Source organism: Arthrobacter sp. B2a2-09, from assembly GCF_027587375.1.
Lineage (GTDB): Bacteria > Actinomycetota > Actinomycetes > Actinomycetales > Micrococcaceae > Arthrobacter.
This window is the reverse complement of the sequence record NZ_JAMXIC010000007.1, coordinates 1-14699: the sequence shown is the minus strand read 5'-3', so window position 1 is coordinate 14699 and position 14699 is coordinate 1. Positions and strand designations below refer to the sequence as shown.

General features: G+C 63.6%; 13 protein-coding genes. 4 read left to right on the top strand and 9 right to left on the bottom strand.

Translation table 11 applies throughout. From position 1 onward, the window contains the following. Window positions 1–122: 122 nt before the first annotated feature. Window positions 123–395, top strand: coding sequence for a hypothetical protein (locus NFJ07_RS25915; protein WP_333482046.1), 273 nt, complete (start codon window positions 123–125; stop codon window positions 393–395). A gap of 40 nt (window positions 396–435) precedes the next feature. On the opposite strand, the gene dhaM is transcribed toward NFJ07_RS25915, so the two are convergent. The 9 genes from dhaM to lysS form a co-directional block, all read right to left on the bottom strand. After that, the gene (gene dhaM / locus NFJ07_RS09745) at window positions 436–1131 is read right to left on the bottom strand and encodes a dihydroxyacetone kinase phosphoryl donor subunit DhaM (protein ID WP_269993957.1); all 696 of its coding nucleotides are present in this window, start codon (window positions 1129–1131) and stop codon (window positions 436–438) included. After that, window positions 1128–1778 (bottom strand): dihydroxyacetone kinase subunit DhaL, encoded by a 651-nt coding sequence (dhaL, locus tag NFJ07_RS09740; protein ID WP_269993955.1) that lies wholly within the window; start codon window positions 1776–1778, stop codon window positions 1128–1130. Before dhaL ends, dhaM begins: the two co-directional genes overlap by 4 nt. A gap of 2 nt (window positions 1779–1780) precedes the next feature. After that, window positions 1781–2782, bottom strand: a complete 1002-nt coding sequence (gene dhaK, locus NFJ07_RS09735; RefSeq protein ID WP_269993953.1) for a dihydroxyacetone kinase subunit DhaK — start codon at window positions 2780–2782, stop codon at window positions 1781–1783. A gap of 504 nt (window positions 2783–3286) precedes the next feature. Further along, window positions 3287–3796 (bottom strand): amino-acid N-acetyltransferase, encoded by a 510-nt coding sequence (locus NFJ07_RS09730; RefSeq protein ID WP_269993952.1) that lies wholly within the window; start codon window positions 3794–3796, stop codon window positions 3287–3289. 24 nt (window positions 3797–3820) lie between these two features. Continuing rightward, a complete protein-coding gene (locus NFJ07_RS09725; RefSeq protein WP_269993951.1) occupies window positions 3821–5923 on the bottom strand; it encodes a S9 family peptidase in 2103 nt (700 codons plus the stop codon). A gap of 157 nt (window positions 5924–6080) precedes the next feature. Further along, window positions 6081–8573 carry an ATP-dependent Clp protease ATP-binding subunit gene (locus NFJ07_RS09720; protein ID WP_269993949.1) on the bottom strand — a complete coding sequence of 831 codons (2493 nt, stop codon included), beginning with the start codon at window positions 8571–8573 and terminating at the stop codon, window positions 6081–6083. A gap of 376 nt (window positions 8574–8949) precedes the next feature. After that, window positions 8950–9276, bottom strand: coding sequence for a histone-like nucleoid-structuring protein Lsr2 (locus NFJ07_RS09715; RefSeq protein ID WP_269993947.1), 327 nt, complete (start codon window positions 9274–9276; stop codon window positions 8950–8952). A 150-nt stretch (window positions 9277–9426) separates the two neighbouring features. Then, on the bottom strand, window positions 9427–9603 hold the full coding sequence (locus NFJ07_RS09710; protein WP_171983451.1) for a hypothetical protein: 177 nt from the start codon (window positions 9601–9603) through the stop codon (window positions 9427–9429). A 2-nt stretch (window positions 9604–9605) separates the two neighbouring features. Then, complete coding sequence (lysS, locus tag NFJ07_RS09705) at window positions 9606–11135, bottom strand: lysine--tRNA ligase (RefSeq protein WP_269993944.1); 1530 nt, start codon at window positions 11133–11135, stop codon at window positions 9606–9608. 77 nt (window positions 11136–11212) lie between these two features. Here lysS and NFJ07_RS09700 point away from each other — a divergent pair, with 77 nt between their 5' ends. Genes NFJ07_RS09700 through NFJ07_RS09690 form a run of 3 tightly spaced genes read left to right on the top strand, consistent with a single transcriptional unit; the run spans window position 11213 to window position 13829 of the window. Further along, a complete protein-coding gene (locus NFJ07_RS09700) occupies window positions 11213–12100 on the top strand; it encodes an alpha/beta fold hydrolase (RefSeq protein WP_269993942.1) in 888 nt (295 codons plus the stop codon). A gap of 9 nt (window positions 12101–12109) precedes the next feature. Further along, window positions 12110–12964, top strand: coding sequence for an alpha/beta fold hydrolase (locus tag NFJ07_RS09695; protein ID WP_269993940.1), 855 nt, complete (start codon window positions 12110–12112; stop codon window positions 12962–12964). A 31-nt stretch (window positions 12965–12995) separates the two neighbouring features. Beyond that, window positions 12996–13829, top strand: a complete 834-nt coding sequence (locus tag NFJ07_RS09690; RefSeq protein ID WP_269993939.1) for an alpha/beta fold hydrolase — start codon at window positions 12996–12998, stop codon at window positions 13827–13829. Window positions 13830–14699 lie beyond the last annotated feature (870 nt).

The following is a 14699-nucleotide window of genomic DNA, read 5'->3' as shown; positions in this document are numbered from 1 at the left end:
TGGCGCCGGTGGTGTCCCTGACCATCACGGCAGAATACGCGCCAACGGTCAAAACCGTCCATTTGAAGGCATGCCAGGACGGGAAATGCCGCGAGGCCGATTTGGATTTGAGGCCGGGCAGCGTGTCAGTCCCCCAACCCTGCGGACCTGAACCCGACGGGTCATGCTCTGCAGTCACGTCACCGGATGGCACCCGCTACGGCTTCCTCAACATGGGCACGCTGACGGCCTCGCCCATCGCTGCCGAAGTGACTGGCGCGGACGTAAAGGGCGGGACCTTGCCGGTCAGGACACTCAACTTCACGCCCAAAAGCGCCAAACCCTGGGGCGAGCAGTGCCAGACCACCATCACGGCGAGCCTCCTGCTCGATGCCCACGGTCTGCGGCAGTCCTGAACCCAAAAAGCCCCGTGCGGCGCCCGATCTTGACGCCCCCTCAAATCTCGCCGAAACCCTGTTCCACCAACCTCCGGACGTAATCCACGGCTTTCGATGAATCTTTGCCCCAAGCCTCGACCCTGAGCTTGCCGCCCTTGCCCACGGCGAGGCTCATCAGTTCCATAATGGATGTGCCATCGACGCCGTTTACCGTTGCCTCGACATCCATGCCGGCCAGTCCGCCCGCAATTTTCGCGGCAGGCCTGGCGTGCATTCCCATGGGGTTGATGAGCTCAAACTCGCCGCTTTCCGCCGGGTCACCCCTGCCTGGGGATTGAGCCGGCCCCGCGGCACCATAAGCGGGCTCCGGACCGAATCGAACCGCCTCCGCGGCGGCCTTCACCGTGGCGGCCAAGGCACCCCCTTGGGTGGCCACCGCGGCGGCAACGAGGCCCTCCACCAAAGGAGCATCGGCAAGGAGGACCTTGTCCGGCTCGCTGCAGAACTCGGCCGCTGATTCTGCCGTCATGACTGCGGAACCAAGGTCCGTCAAAACCACCACGCCATCCCCGGAGGCTTCTGCAAGTCCCGTCTCGAATGCGGCGATCGTTTTCTCCAGGTCCGTGCCGATCCGGCCATCATCAGTGCCACCTACGGCGTAGAACCTCACGTCGGGGGCCATCTGCGCGGCCAGCTCCACCACACCTTCCGCGATCTTCCGGCTGTGCGAGACCACCACCAAGCCCACCGTCATTCAGCAGACCCGTCGGGGAATCCCGCGGCGGTAGCGGCTGCGCGCAGCAACAGGGCAGAAGACGCGGCCCCGGGATCGCGGTGACCGGCGCTGCGTTCACCGAGGTAGCTGGCCCGGCCCTTGCGGGCTATCAACGGATCAGTCGTGACGGCCCCAACCTCGGCAGCCTCGGCCGCCGCAGCCAGCACCGCCACGGCATCTCCACCGGCCACCAGGACCTCGTCCGCCGCTTCCACGGCCGGAGACCAGGCATCCACCATGGTTTTGTCGCCCAGTTCGGCCTTGCCGCGGGCAACAATTCCGTCCCGTGCCGCAGTCAGTGCACCGGCGAGCGCCGCTGCATCAATCTCCGCGCTTTCTCCCAGCGCCGTGGCGGCCCGAAGATACGCGGTTCCATACAGCGGTCCGGCTGCCCCGCCTACCTTGGACATCAGGGCCATTGCAGCGAGCTTCAGTGCCGCGCCGGGTGTTTCGGGTGGAGTTTGTGCAAGCTTCTCCATGACGGCCCGGAATCCTCGGTCCATGTTTTCGCCGTGGTCCGAGTCGCCAATAGCACGGTCCAACGCAATCAATTCCTCCCGATGCTCAGACATGAGCCGTGCGGAGAGTGTCAACCATTGGACCGCCCAGTCGACCCCCAGGCCCACCGTCACATCCCCCAACGCAGGGCTGCAGTGTGGACGGGTGCATCCCAGAGGGCAGTGAGTTCGTCATCAAGACGCAGTACCGAGATTGAGCAGCCCTGCATCTCGAGGGATGTGACGTAGTTGCCCACAAGTGAGCGCTCCACTTTGGCTCCTCTTTCCGCGAGGATCTGGGCTGCCCGACGGTAGACAATGTACAGCTCACTGAGGGGCGTACCGCCCATGCCGTTGACGAAGAGCAGCACTTCTTCACCGGCCTTGATCCCGAGGTCCTCCAGGACAGGGTCCAATAAGCGGCTGGTGATGGCGTCGGCGCCCTCCATGGCAATCCGGTGCCGGCCTGGCTCGCCGTGAATGCCTATGCCGATTTCGATTTCGTCGTCAGCAAGCTCGAAGCTGGGTACCCCGGCATGCGGCACGGTGCAGCCGGACAAGGCGACGCCCATAGTGCGCACATTGCGGACAACTCCCTCCGCTACACCCGCGACGGCTTCCAGGGAATCCCCACGCTCCGCTGCGGCGCCGGCAATCTTTTCGACCAGCACGGTGCCTCCCACGCCGCGACGGCCTGCCGTGTAAAGAGAGTCTTCCACGGCGACGTCGTCGTTGACGAGAACCGAGCGGACGCTGATTCCTTCAGCCTGGGCCATCTCTGCCGCGGTCTCGAAATTCAGCACGTCACCGGTGTAGTTCTTCACGATGTGTATGACCCCGGCCCCTGAATCGACGGCCGCGGTGGCCGGAATGATCTGGTCAGGCGTGGGCGAGGTGAAGACGGCACCCGGCACGGCGGCGTCGAGCATTCCGTGCCCCACAAAGCCGGCATGAAGCGGCTCATGGCCGCTCCCTCCTCCTGACACAAGCGCCACTTTGCCAGCCACGGGCGCTCCTTTTCGAACGACGAAGATGGGGTCCGTGTGGACGTCCACGAGATCGGCATGGGCCATGCCGAAACCCTCGACAGACTCGTCCACCACAGAGCGGGGATCGTTGATGAGCTTTTTCATGGCGCGCTCCTGGGGCGTTGCTGGTAGGTGATTTGACCCTACTACCAGCGCCCCGGGCACGGTAGGGGAATGGGCCGCATGTGGGAACGTGCAATACAGAACCCGGCGACGGAAACAAAAAAGGGACAACCCCCAATGGTTGTCCCTTTTGAAAAACCTTCCGGCCTGCGCCTGGTTAGTGCGGCGGCCCGCCCATCGTCAAACGACCGATGCTGAAATCTTTGGCTGCTGCGTCTTTGGCCATCGAGTCCGGCCAAAGATCCGTGCATGCGGACCGCATGCAACCCCCGGTTCCCTGCTTGCGCGACTCCGGTGTGGAGCCAGGGCGGGGCATGTCAATCTGGAAACCTGAAAAGTCTGGAAACATAACGTGGTACTTCATTTCTCGCCTCCACAGTATGGTTGGCCCGCCGCAACCGAGCCTCGATTAGTTTATCCATCAAGTTGATATACGTAAAGACTTGAGGGCCGGCACATCCAGGGACAAGCAAGAAGAAACCGGAGCTAAAGGACCTTGATCATGCGGGTGTTGCCCAGGGTATTGGGCTTCACACGGGCCAGATCGAGGAACTCGGCCACGCCCTCGTCATGGGAACGCAGCAATTCCGAGTAGACCTGGGGGTCGACGGCGGTTTGGTCCGCCATGACTTCGAAGCCGTGGCGCTTGAAGAAGTCCACTTCGAACGTCAGGCAGAAGACCCGCGCGACGCCCAGGGCCCGGGCGTCTTCCAGGAGCTGCTGAACAAGGACGTGGCCCACGCCCTTGCCCCGCCAATTGTCGTCCGCCGCCAAGGTGCGCACCTCGGCCAGGTCCTCCCACATCACGTGCAAGGCACCGCAACCGATCACCTCGCCGTCGGACGATTCGGCAATCCGGAACTCCTGAAGGCTCTCGTAGTAGGCCACGGTCTCCTTGGCCATCAGGATTCGCTGCACTGCCAGTGGCGCTACAAGCCTCTTGATCGCGGCAACATCGCCGGTGCGGGCAGGGCGGATACTGAACGTCGAAGTCACAGCCCCAATCTTATGTGCAACCGCCTAAAGCCCCAGGTCCTCGGGAACCGGAACCTCCTGTCCAAGTACCTGCCTGGCCAGGAAGTGCTCCACGACGCCGTACCAGACCTTGGCGTGCTGCGGCTGCAGGATCCAATGGTTCTCGTCCGGAAAGTACAGGAAGCGGTGCTGGGTCTCGCCGTTCTCGTCGGTGGGCAGCCCGGAGCTGGAAAGAAGTTCGTACCAAAGCCTCAGGCCCTCGCCGATCGGCACCCGGTAGTCCTTGTCACCGTGGATCACCAGCATGGGGGTGTTAATTTTCCCGACGTGGAGATGAGGCGAATTGTCCATTGCCATCTCTGCGGTCATTTCCTTGAGCCAATACTGCGAAGCGTCCGTGGTAGGCCCAAACTGGTCCAGGGCCCACAAACTGGCGTGCGTCACGATCGCCTTGAAACGGTCCGTTTGCCCGGCCACCCAGTTGGCCATGTATCCGCCGAATGACCCACCCATGGCGGCTGTCCGCGTCTGGTCAATGTCGGACCGCTGGACCACTGCGTCGGTAATGGACATGAGGTCCGTAAACGGCGCCTTGCCCCATTCGCCCCAGCCGCGCTGGATGAATTGCTGGCCGTACCCGGTGGATAGTGCCGGGTCCGGCAGCAGCACGGCATACCCCTTCGATACGAGCAGCCATGGATTCCATCGCCAGGTCCAGGCATTCCACGAGCCCAACGGCCCGCCGTGGATCCACAACAGCAGGGGCGCCGGATTCGCCTCCGACGCGCCTTCCGGGAGCGCGAGGTAAGCCGGAACCCTCGAACCATCAGCCGCGCTCGTCTCCACCCGTTCCAACGAGCCTTTGATCCTGGGGCGCTCGGCTGGTGCGGGGAGCCGCTCGACGTCGCCGGAGGCGAGCTCTATCCGGACGGCTTCCGCCGGGAATTCATACGCGCTGCGCAGCGCGAACGCGCTCAGCCCGTCCGGGGAAACCACGACGTCGGTGTACGCCGCCGCGTCCTGCGTTACCCGGGTGACCGTACCGTCGGCGACGGCGACCCGGAAGACCGGCGTGGCGCCGTCGTCGTCGGCTGTGACGAGGAGGGAGCGCCCATCCGGAAGCCAGGCGGCCGGGCTGCCCCAGCGGTCCCAAGAGGGCGCGAGCGGCTCCAGGTCAAAGGTTTCTCCCGCTCCGACATTCAAGAGGTGGAGTTTGACCTGGGGTGCCTGCCCGGGGGTACTGTCGCTTTCGCTGACTACTGGGAGCATCTTGTTGTCTGGGCTGACCGGACCCGGGAAATAGCTCATTCCCTCGTGGTCAAGGAGCACCTTGAGCGAGCCGGAAGCGACATCGACGGCGGCGAGCACAAAGCGCGTGTCGGCCTTCGCGAGCGGCTTGGCCAGGCTCGTATAGATCGTCTTGCCGTCCGGGCTGACCACCGCGTGGGTGTTGCGGAGGTTGCCGCCGGCGTCGGGGGTCAGATTGCGCAGTTTCAGGGGCGCAGTAGCGTCCACGGTCGCGGGCTTGCCGGACTCAGCCGTATCTCCGTTTTCCACGGCAAACAGCCTGGGCTGGGCCGGACCCAGATCTGCGTCCCAGTAGCGAACCGGATAGCCGGTGTGCAGAATGGCCGCTACTTGGTTGTCCTTGCGGCTCTTGCGCCGCTCCTCGTCATTTTCCTCATCGATGGAACCGGCAAGGACCGAGGCCGTCACGAAAGTGGCATCCGCGGCTGACGCGGCCATGACGCCCCCGACACCGCCCGCGCGGGAGTGCACCACCCGTGCCTCACCGCCGTCGGCAGGCAGGAGCCACAGCGCGCTCACGGGATCGGCTTCGGGGCTGTCCGGATCGGGCCGGGCTGAGGTGAAGTAGAGGTCGCCGTTGGCGGCAAACACCGCACCGGTCTCTCCCTTGGCGCTGCGCGTGATGCGACGGGCGTGCTTCTTTCCCGCAGGATCAAGCTCCCAGAGGGCAGTGACGTACTCAGTGCCCTTGGCGTTGAGGGTGGAGACCGTAGTCACCAGGCGGCTTCCGTCGGTGCTGAGAGCCAGGCCGCCGACCCGGGGGATGGCCAGGTAGTGGTCGAGATCGTGGAAAGGAGTTTCGGGTTGTGTGCTCGGGGTCTCTGAGGCATTCGAATCCATGCTCTGATTCAACACGCAATGTGCCGCAGATCACAAAAGATTCACTAAGAGTGAAACACTTATTTCAGATATTACGGACCTCGGGAACGCAAAAACGCCGCCCGCTCCTTTCGGGAGCGGGCGGGGCCTTTGAGTCGGAACTTGGCGAAACCGGAACTTAGGCGCTCGGCGCGATTTCCGGGATGCGCGGCTTGGCGTTGCCGGCAAACGTGAACTTGGCGTCGTCGCCTTCGCCGTCCACGTCAACCACCACGATGTCACCGGTGTGCAGCTCGCCGAAGAGGATCTTCTCGGAGAGCTGGTCCTCGATCTCGCGCTGGATGGTGCGGCGCAGCGGCCGGGCACCCATGGCGGGGTCGTAGCCGCGGGTCGCCAGGAGAACCTTGGCAGCCGTGGTGAGCTCGATGCCCATGTCCTTGTCCTTGAGGCGTGCCTCGAGGCGCGTGACGAACAGGTCAACGATCTCGATGATCTCGTCCTGGGTGAGCTGCGGGAAGACCACGACGTCGTCAACGCGGTTGAGGAACTCGGGGCGGAAGTGCTGCTTGAGCTCCTCGGTGACCCGCGCCCGCATCCGGTTGTAGCCGGTGGTGGTGTCCGTGCCGGACTGGAAGCCCGTTGCGACGCTCTTGGAGATATCGCGGGTTCCCAGGTTGGTGGTCATGATGATCACCGTGTTCTTGAAGTCCACCACGCGGCCCTGGGAGTCGGTCAAGCGGCCGTCTTCCAGGATCTGCAGCAGCGAGTTGAAGAGATCGGCGTGAGCCTTCTCCACTTCGTCGAACAGCACCACGGAGAACGGACGACGGCGGACCTTCTCGGTCAGCTGCCCGCCTTCTTCGTAGCCGACGTAGCCCGGAGGGGCCCCGAAGAGACGCGAAACCGTGTGCTTTTCGGAGTACTCGGACATGTCCAGCGTGATGAGGGCGTCCTCTTCACCGAACAGGAATTCGGCCAGCGCCTTGGCGAGTTCGGTCTTGCCGACGCCGGTAGGGCCGGCGAAGATGAACGATCCACCCGGACGCTTGGGGTCCTTCAGGCCTGCACGGGTGCGGCGGATGGCCTGGGAGAGGGCCCGGATGGCCTCGTCCTGGCCAACGACGCGCTTGTGCAGCTCGTCTTCCATCTTGAGCAGACGGCTGGATTCTTCTTCGGTGAGCTTGAAGACCGGGATACCGGTGGAGTTCGCGAGAACTTCGGCAATCAGGTCTTCATCTACTTCGGAGATATCGTCCATGCCGCCGGACTTCCAGTTGCGTTCCTTCTCGGCACGCTCGGCAATAAGCTTCTGCTCCTTGTCGCGCAACGAGGCGGCGCCTTCGAAGTCCTGGGCGTCGATGGCGGATTCCTTCTCCATCTTCACTTCGGCAATGCGCTCATCCATGGCCTTGAGCTCCGGCGGGGCCGTCATGCGGCGGATGCGCAAACGCGCCCCGGCTTCGTCGATCAGGTCGATCGCCTTGTCCGGCAGGAACCGGTCCGAAATGTAGCGCTCGGCCAGCGTTGCCGCAGAGGCAAGGGCACCATCGGTGATGGTCACGCGGTGGTGCGCCTCGTAGCGGTCACGCAGGCCCTTGAGGATCTCGATCGCGTGCGCGACGGAAGGCTCCTTAACCTGGATCGGCTGGAAGCGACGCTCCAACGCGGCGTCCTTCTCAATGTGCTTGCGGTACTCGTCCAGGGTGGTGGCGCCAATGGTCTGGAGTTCACCACGCGCAAGCATCGGCTTGAGGATGGACGCCGCATCGATTGCACCCTCGGCAGCGCCGGCACCCACGAGGGTGTGGATTTCGTCGATGAAGAGGATGATGTCGCCGCGGGTGCGGATTTCCTTGAGGACCTTCTTCAGGCGCTCTTCGAAGTCACCACGGTAACGGGAACCGGCCACAAGGGAACCGAGGTCAAGCGTGTAGAGCTGCTTGTCCTTGATGGTCTCAGGGACGTCTCCGCGGACAATTGCCTGGGCAAGGCCCTCGACGACGGCGGTCTTGCCGACGCCGGGCTCACCGATCAGCACGGGGTTGTTCTTGGTCCGGCGGGAGAGGACCTGCATGACGCGTTCCATCTCCAGCTCGCGGCCGATCACGGGATCGAGCTTGTTTTCCCGCGCAGCCTGGGTCAGGTTGCGGCCGAACTGGTCCAGCACCACCGAACCGGCCGGCGTGCCTTCCTGTTGGCCTGGCCCTGAGCCTGGACCCGCGGTTTCCTTGCCCTGGTAGCCGGAGAGCAGCTGGATGACCTGCTGGCGGACGCGGTTGAGGTCGGCGCCAAGCTTGACGAGGACCTGCGCGGCAACGCCTTCACCCTCGCGGATCAGGCCGAGCAAAATGTGCTCGGTACCGATGTAATTGTGGCCGAGCTGCAGGGCTTCCCGGAGCGAGAGCTCAAGCACCTTCTTGGCGCGCGGGGTGAAGGGGATGTGACCGGACGGGGCTTGCTGGCCCTGGCCGATGATCTCCTGTACCTGCTCGCGGACGCCATCGAGCGAAATGCTCAGGGACTCAAGCGCCTTGGCGGCAACGCCTTCACCCTCGTGGATCAGACCCAAGAGGATGTGCTCGGTACCGATGTAGTTGTGGTTGAGCATGCGTGCCTCTTCTTGGGCAAGCACAACAACGCGACGGGCACGGTCCGTAAATCTCTCAAACATTTCGCCACACTCCTAGCTACGACGTACTTTGATGCTACGTGGCAACGCTGGAATTTTGGGGCGTGTTCGCCACAGGGGAAACATGGCCGCACCGGGAATAAGGTCACTCAAGTCGTCCGTGGACGTTGGGATCACGGCTGAGACCAAATCCAGGGCTTCGACAATCAGGCGGCGCTTCCTCGGCCACCCCCACGAACCGGCCCGGCGCCGTCGTTCTTCACAGCAAACGCAGTGACTCCGTACTGGATATTCCCAGTCGGCTCCAAGCCTTCAGAAGAATAGTGGCGCCACACTGCCAAACGACACCGCTATCCGGCGGAGCGGGCGGTTAAATGACAATACCCCGGCCCTAGGGCCGGGGTATTGATACTTGGTGTCAGGAATTGGCCTTCTGGTAGGCTTCCTGAATTTCGGCCTGAATGCGGCCACGGCTGTTTACGGTATAACCGTTCTCGCGCGCCCATTGACGGATCTGTGCCGAGTCCTGGTTTCTCCCTGCGGCAACGCGGCTACGCGTTGCACGGCCGGTCGATGTCTTGCGCGCCTTAGCTACAAATGGCACAAGAGCGTCCCGCAGCTTGGCAGCGTTGGCACTGGACAGGTCCATTTCGTAACTGACTCCATCAAGGCCAAAGCGGACAGTTTCATCCGCAGAGCCCTCATCCAGGTCGTCAACGAGGATAATTTTGACTTTCTGTGCCATGAAAAGACTCTCTTTTGGAGGGGCGGATATGCAGAATAGCTGGACTGCTAATTAAAGATTATCGTCCAGTACATGGCACCCCGTCAAAGACACAGTCAAAGACATCGCCAAAGACACTATTAAATCTTGGGGATCGGCCCTAAGAAAGAGCTATTTGGCAGGCGTTGAGCCGTCGTCCGCCGGCTTGGCAATTCCGAATCCGGCTTCTTCCTGGGCTCGGGCTTCTGCTTGGCGCTCTGATTTGTCCGCGTTGAAGATAGCCTTCATGGCAAACCAAAAGAGAAGTCCAACAACGACGGACGGCGCAAGAACAGCAATGTATTCCATGGTCAGTGCCCTTCGGGCTTGAGGAGGGGGAACAAGATGGTTTCCCGGATGCCTGCTCCGGTGAACAGCATGACCAAGCGGTCGATGCCAAGGCCGATGCCGCCCATGGGCGGAGCACCGTACTCAAGGGCGCGCAGGAAGTCTTCATCCAACTGCATGGCCTCGACATCGCCGGCGGCCGAACGACGCGACTGCTCCGTGAGGCGTTCGCGCTGGATGACGGGGTCGATCAGCTCGGAGAAGGCCGTGCCTCGTTCCATGCCGCCAATGATGAGGTCCCAGGCCTCGATCAAGCGGCCGTCCTCCCGGTGCGGGCGGGCAAGGGGCTGCGCGGAGGGAGGGTAGTTGTAGACAAAGGTTGGGTTGAGCAGCGTGGGCTCAACGATCTCGCCAAACAGTTCAACCACAAGCTTTTCGGCATCCCACTGGGGATCCACCTTGACCTCGTGCTTGGCGGCGATGGCCTGCAGTTCCGCCACCGTGGTGTCCGGAGTGATCTCCTCTCCGATCGCCTCGGAGAGCCCCGGGTAGACGGCAACCCAAGCCCATTCGCCGTCGAGGTCGATCTCTCCGGCGTGAGTCTGGATAGTGCGGGTGCCCACGACGTCGGCGACGTTCAGGATGATTTCCTTCATGCGCTCGGCCATGACGAACTGGTCTGCCCAGGCCTCGTAGCATTCCAACGTGGTGAATTCGGGGCTGTGCGTGGAGTCGACGCCTTCGTTCCGGAAGACGCGGCCCATGTCGTAGACGCGGTCAATTCCGCCCACCACGGCGCGCTTGAGGAAGAGTTCGGTGGCGATACGCAGCGTCATCTTCTGGTCGAACGCATTCATGTGTGTCTCGAACGGGCGGGCTGTAGCACCACCGTGGATGAGCTGCAGGATGGGGGTCTCCACCTCCACATAGCCGCGGCGGTCCAGGGTGTCGCGAACCGAGCGGGTAATCGCAGCGCGGGTGTAGACCATCTCACGGGCTTCGTCGCGGACCATCAGGTCCACATAGCGCTGCCTGACACGGGTTTCCTCATTCAGTTCGGCATGCAGCACCGGCAGGGGACGCAAGGCCTTGGAGGCCATGGACCAAGAGTCGGCCATAACGGACAGCTCGCCACGCCGGGAGGAAATGACTTCGCCCTTGATGAAAACGTGGTCTCCGAGGTCTACCAGCGCTTTCCAGTCCGCGAGGGTTTCCTCGCCGACGTTCGCCAGGCTGAGCATCGCCTGCAGGCGCACGCCCTTCCCGTCCACACCGCCCTCCTGGAGGGTGGCGAAGCAGAGCTTGCCGGTGTTGCGCACGAACACGACGCGGCCAGTGATGCCCACGGTGTCGCCGGTGGTTTCGTCAGCCTGGAGATGGGCGTACTTCTCGCGGATCTCGGCAAGGGAATGCGTCCGCTCAACACCCACCGGATAGGCCTCGGTGCCGCGCTCGATCAGCTTGCTGCGCTTTTCCATGCGGATGCGCATCTGTTCGCTGGCGTCGGCGGGCTCGGCGGCGGTGTGCGGGGATGGGGTGTTTGCGGAAGTCACAATCCACAAGTTTACCGGGGATTCCTTAGAGTTCCCTATCTTCCTCTCCCGCCCCCGCGGCAACATAGACTCGGGCTGTGGAGACATGGACAGTTGAAACGGACGACGACGGCGGCCACCTTGAGGTGCACTCCTTCCGGCCGGCGGCCGAGGCGTCCATTCCCGGCGCCTCAAGCGCTACGGAGGAGCCCGGCGTCGTGCTGGTTCACGGCACCTTGGTGACCGATTCCCTCTACTGGCCATTCGCCCGGAACCTAAGCGTCCTGCTAGGCCGGCCGGTGCATTCCTACAACCGGCGCGGCCGCGGCCGTTCGGCACCGCAGCCGCCTGACTACTCCGCAGCGACGGAGACCAGCGATTTGCTTTCCGTGATCGAGGCCAGCGGATCCACCTATGTTGTTGGCCACAGCTATGGCGGATTCGTCGCGCTACAGGCAGCGCTGCGGGCGCCGATTTCCCGCCTCGTCACGTACGACGCCGCGGTATCCCTCTCCGGCAACTTGAACGGCCGGTGGCGTCCGCAATTGGAAGAAGCCGTCACCGCGGGCCAGCTCGACAACGCATGGGCGCATTTGGTCCAGGGGCTGGGCACGGCCGGCCCGATTTCCTATTTGCCGCTCGGGGCACTGCGGGTGATCAGCATCCTCTCCGCCAAGACGAGGTTGGGATCCGAGATGAGGGAACTGCTGCCGACGGCGGTGTTGGAGATGGGCGCGATCATCGACGCCGACTCGCATATTCAAGACTATATGGAGTTGAAAACGCCAACCCTGATGCTCAGCGGAGGGTGGAGTCCGGCGTACTTTGCCGAAATCGGTCGGCAGCTTGCAGCTGCCATCCCAGTGGTGGACTTCGCGGTAGTCCCCTTGCAGTTCCACGAGGGTCCCCTCCGGCCGGGGAAGCAGCTCGCGGTGAGAATTGCCCGCTACCTGGCGCGAGGAACGGCGAAGGCGCCGTCGCCCTAGGATGAAGCGGTGAGAGAACGTGAGGTCCCTACGCCCGACGGCGGCAAGCTCGCCTTGTACAGTTACGGCTCGGTGGACGCGCCCGGAGAGCGCCGCGTGGTGCTCATCGGCGGCGCATTCCTGACCGCGCTCATCTACCGTCCATTTTCCATGGCACTGTCCAAGGGACTCGGCGAGGGCTGGGCGGTTGACGTCTACGATCGCAGGGGTCGCGGCAGCTCGACGGAACTGCCGGCAGACTACTCAATGGCCACCGAGATCGCGGACGTCCGCAGCATCATGGACGCCACCGGCGCCAGAAACCTCCTCGGCCACAGCCTTGGCGGCTCCGTAGCACTGAACGCGGTGCAGGAGTTTGCGGGAACAAGCTACGAGCCGGACAAACTCGCCGTGTACGACGCCGCCGTGAACATCGACGGGAGCGTTGACACCGGCTGGCTGGACGGCTTTGCCCAATCCGTGAATAGCGGGAATGTAGGGCATGCCATGGCCAGGATGAAGCGGGGCATGCAGCCTGGCACCGCCCTGGCGCGGATTCCCGAGCCCATCTTGGCTGGACTCATGTCCCTCGTTTCCCGCACGAAGGTCAACAAGGTCCTCAGGGAACTCATGCCAACGGGCGTGGCCGAGCTCAAAGCTGCCTACGACGAAGCTGCGCTTCCCCGGGATTTCTCCGTGCTCCCTCGAAACACACGCTTCATGGTGGGCAGCAAAAGCCCGGAATACTACAAGGTCACTGCAGAGCGGCTGTACGCAGCCGTCCCCGGAAGCACGCTGGTGGTATCGCCAAAAGGCTTCCACGGGTCCATCCCCGCCGCGGTCAAGGAACTTGTGACGGACATTTCCAGCTATTTCAAGGACTGACGGAACCCTGCGGCTCCGTTAGGCTCGAAGCATGACGCGCGAGAACATCACAACGGCCGACGGCGGAACCCTCGAGCTATTCACGACCGGCGGTGAGCTTGCCGCTGGCGGCTCAGGCGTCGTCGTCGTACCCGCCTCCATGGTGACCGCCGCAGACTACTCCAAGTTTGCCCAGAAACTCAGTGCTGCCCTTGGCCGCCCGGTCCACACCTTCAACCGCCGCGGCCGTGGTGAATCGTCGCCGCAGCCCGCGGACTACACCCTCGACGTGGACATCCGGGATCTGTCCGAAATCATGAAGCACACGGCCAGCACCGATGTCTTCGGCCACAGCTTCGGAGGCGCAGTGGCCCTGCACGCGGCGCGTACGCTGCCGGTGGAACGCCTCGCGGTCTACGACCCCGCAGTCTCCGTCAACCACAGCGTGAAGGCCGAGTGGACGAGCGAATACGAGCGCGCGACGGCGACTGGAGACTTTGACCGCGGGCTCGCTGTGCTCGTGAAGGGCGTCGAAACGGAAGGCGCCTTCGCGCGGATGCCGCTATCCATGCTGACACTCGTCAACAAGCTAACGTCAGGCACACCCATGGGCAAACAGATGCGTGAGCTCATGCAGGCAGGCGTGCGTGAGATCAAAGCAGTCATCGCCGCGGACATGCCCGCGGAGCCGTTCCTTGAGCTGCCGCTGGAGACCCTCATTGTGGTCGGGGAAAAGAGCCCCGCTTACTTCGGGGTGGCGTGTGGCCAGATCCACGACGTCCTCTCCGGATCGAGCTACACCATCCTCCCCGGCCACGGCCACGACGGAGTGATCCGCGCACCGGACAAGCTCATCGCCGAGCTCGCCGACTTCTTCTCGGGCTAGACGCTCGCTCACCTATGCCGGGTTCCGGCCGGACGCTCGCTCACTTATGCCGGGTTTCTGGGTGACGCCCGCTCACCTATGCCGGGTTCCGGGCGGACGCTCGCTCACTTATGGCGGGTTTCCCGGTGACGCTCGCTCACTTATGGCGGGTTCCGGCGGGACGCTCGCTCACTTATGGCGGGTTTCGGGCGGACGCTCGCTCACTTATGCCGGGTTCCGGCGGGACGCTCGCTCACCTGTGCCGGGTTTCGGCCGGACGCTCGCTCACCTATGCCGGGTTTCGGCCGGACGCCCGCTCACCTATTGCCGGTCCTGGCGGGACGCTCGCTCACCTATGCCGGGTCCTGGCCGGACGCCCGCTCACTTATGGCGGCTTTCCCGGTGACGCTCGCTCACCTGTGCCGGGTTTCGGCCGGACGCTCCTGGAGGTCTGCTGCCGGCCGGTGGGTGCAGGGGCCGGGCCGGCGCATCGGTGAGCGGAGGTTTGGTCTCGGGCCGTTGATATATGAGATCCGTCGGCCGACAACCGTGGATAGGTGAGCGAGGGTCCGCCGACAACCGTTGATATGTGAGCGGGCGTTGGTGGAAACGGGCGCATGTGTGAGCGGGCGTTGGTGGAAACGGGCGCATGTGTGAGCGGGCGTTGGTGGTCCCGGCCGCTCATTGGTGGGCGGGGGTGTGGTCCCGGCCGCTCATTGGTGGGCGGGGGGGTGGTCCCCGCCGTGGATGTGTGGGCGGGGGTTTGGGGTTTTAAATGGGTCAGGCCCCGACATGTGGTGTCGGGGCCTGACCGTGAATGGTTGTCCGGCGGTGTCCTACTCTCCCACACCCTCCCGGGTGCAGTACCATCGGCGCTGTGGGTCTTAGCTT

Coding starts and splice junctions, on each gene's coding strand:
- dhaK (WP_269993953.1), bottom strand. CDS start 2,782: ATGAAAAAGCTCATCAACGATCCCCGCTCTGTGGTGGACGAGTCTGTC.
- NFJ07_RS09710 (WP_171983451.1), bottom strand. CDS start 9,603: ATGGAATACATTGCTGTTCTTGCGCCGTCCGTCGTTGTTGGACTTCTC.
- NFJ07_RS09715 (WP_269993947.1), bottom strand. CDS start 9,276: ATGGCACAGAAAGTCAAAATTATCCTCGTTGACGACCTGGATGAGGGC.
- NFJ07_RS09725 (WP_269993951.1), bottom strand. CDS start 5,923: ATGGATTCGAATGCCTCAGAGACCCCGAGCACACAACCCGAAACTCCT.
- dhaM (WP_269993957.1), bottom strand. CDS start 1,131: ATGACGGTGGGCTTGGTGGTGGTCTCGCACAGCCGGAAGATCGCGGAA.
- NFJ07_RS09690 (WP_269993939.1), top strand. CDS start 12,996: ATGACGCGCGAGAACATCACAACGGCCGACGGCGGAACCCTCGAGCTA.
- NFJ07_RS09720 (WP_269993949.1), bottom strand. CDS start 8,573: ATGTTTGAGAGATTTACGGACCGTGCCCGTCGCGTTGTTGTGCTTGCC.